The sequence below is a fragment of the Ruegeria sp. HKCCA5763 genome (genome assembly GCF_013034545.1).
In the GTDB taxonomy this organism is placed as follows: domain Bacteria; phylum Pseudomonadota; class Alphaproteobacteria; order Rhodobacterales; family Rhodobacteraceae; genus Ruegeria.
The window spans coordinates 1-2,141 of sequence record NZ_WQGF01000034.1 but is presented as its reverse complement, the minus strand read 5'-3'; the positions used below and the strand labels follow the sequence as shown (position 1 = coordinate 2,141).

At 51.9% G+C, this 2,141-nt stretch carries 1 protein-coding gene; it reads left to right on the top strand.

Going from position 1 to position 2,141, the window contains the following annotated elements:
* The first annotated feature begins 160 nt into the window (after positions 1-160).
* On the top strand, positions 161-1,960 hold the full coding sequence (locus GOV89_RS22645) for an NAD(P)/FAD-dependent oxidoreductase (protein ID WP_171239153.1): 1,800 nt from the start codon (positions 161-163) through the stop codon (positions 1,958-1,960).
* The last annotated feature ends 181 nt before the right edge of the window (positions 1,961-2,141 follow it).

The following is a 2,141-nucleotide window of genomic DNA, read 5'->3' as shown; positions in this document are numbered from 1 at the left end:
ATGCGGACGTAGCGGTCATTGGCTTGAAGTCTTTTTAAACAACAGCGTCGTCCTTGCGGTCGGTTTGGTGCCAGTGTTCGGGACTCGTTAAATGTCTGGATTTTGAAAGCGCCCTTCCCATAGGCTGCTAACCAAAATGGATGAGCGATGGGAGGATGAAATGGTCGATACGACACTGACGGATCAGACACAGGCGTTTCTCGACGCGTTCGGCGAGGCACTCGATAAAGGAGATGTTGAAGCTGCCACCGAGATGTTTCAGGATGACTGCTACTGGCGCGATCTAGTGACCTTCACTTGGAACATCAAAACAGTCGAAGGAAAAGGTCAGGTAGCCGATATGTTGCGGCACCAATTGGCGACGATCAAGCCAAAAGGATGGAAGGTCGCGGACGGCGAGGTTCCGACTGAAGACGGTGGCATCACGACAGCATGGATCGAATTTGAAACTGAGGTTGCGCGCGGTTACGGTTTAATCCGTCTGAAGGATGGGTTGATCTGGACGCTGCTGACCACGATGGTCGAACTCAAAGGATACGAAGAACCTAAGGGCTTTCAGCGTCCTCTAGGAGCTAAACATGGAGCTGGGAAACACCGCACGACCTGGAAAGAAGAGCGGGAACAAGAAGAGGCGGAACTCGGATACAAGACGCAACCTTACTGCCTGATCATTGGCGGCGGACAGGGCGGTATTGCTTTGGGTGCACGTCTTCGCCAGCTCGGCGTGCCTACTATCATTGTGGAGCGCAACGAACGCCCCGGAGACAGCTGGCGCAAACGCTACAAATCCCTCTGCCTACATGACCCGGTCTGGTACGACCATCTGCCTTACATCAAATTCCCAGAGAATTGGCCGGTCTTCTCACCCAAGGATAAAATCGGTGATTGGCTCGAAATGTACACCAAGGTGATGGAGCTCAACTACTGGACACACACGACCGCCAAGTCCGCCAGCTATGACGAGACAACCAAGGAATGGACGGTCGTTGTAGACCGCGACGGCGAGGAAGTAACGCTGAAACCCAAACAGCTTGTCATGGCAACGGGTATGTCAGGCAAGGCCAACATGCCGAGCTTTCCCGGAATGAATAAGTTCAAAGGCGATCAGCACCACTCATCGCAGCATCCAGGCCCAGACAAGTACAAAGGTAAAAAGGCAGTTGTCGTTGGATCAAACAATTCCGCGCATGATATCGCCGCAGCCCTTTGGGAGAATGACGTCGACGTCACCATGGTTCAGCGCTCCTCGACGCATATTGTGCGGTCCGATACTTTGATGGAAATCGGGCTCGGGGATCTATATTCCGAACGGGCCGTCGAAGCCGGCATGACGACCGAAAAGGCAGACCTTATCTTCGCTTCGCTGCCTTATGCGATCCTACATGAGTTCCAGATTCCAGCCTACGCTGCGATGAAGGAACAAGACAAGGAGTTCTATGACGGGCTTGAGAAAGCAGGGTTTTGGCTTGATTGGGGCGACGACGATTCCGGTTTGTTCATGAAATATCTGCGCCGTGGATCAGGCTACTATATCGACATCGGCGCCAGCCAGCTCATCATTGATGGAGAGATCAAGATAAAGCGTGGTCAGGTTGTTGAGGTCGACGAAACCGGCGTAATCTTGGATGATGGAACACATCTCGACGCAGATGTCATTGTCTATGCAACTGGCTACAATTCGATGAATGGTTGGATTGCAGATCTGGCTGGTCAAGAAATGGCTGACAGAGTCGGGAAAGTATGGGGTTTGGGATCGGATACGACGAAGGACCCTGGCCCTTGGGAGGGGGAACAGCGCAACATGTGGAAACCTACACAGCAAGAAGCTCTATGGTTTCACGGCGGGAATCTGCATCAGTCGCGCCACTATTCGCAGTTTCTATCGCTGCAGATAAAAGCTCGAATGGAAGGTGTCGAAACGCCTGTTTATGGTCTTCAAGACGTACACCATTTGTCTTAAACGTCGTCGGGCCGGAGCTTTTCCGGCCCCACTTTCCCAAAAGATTACACCCTAAAAAGAACTATCCCTTCAGCAAATCAAAATCAGAAGCGTTCGCAAGATAGACTGCGCGGCTTGTAGTCGAAACTCAGGACTATATTTATTTCTAATGTTCCACCAGATGAGTGACGGCTTTGGGCTC

Coding starts and splice junctions, on each gene's coding strand:
- GOV89_RS22645 (WP_171239153.1), top strand. CDS start 161: ATGGTCGATACGACACTGACGGATCAGACACAGGCGTTTCTCGACGCG.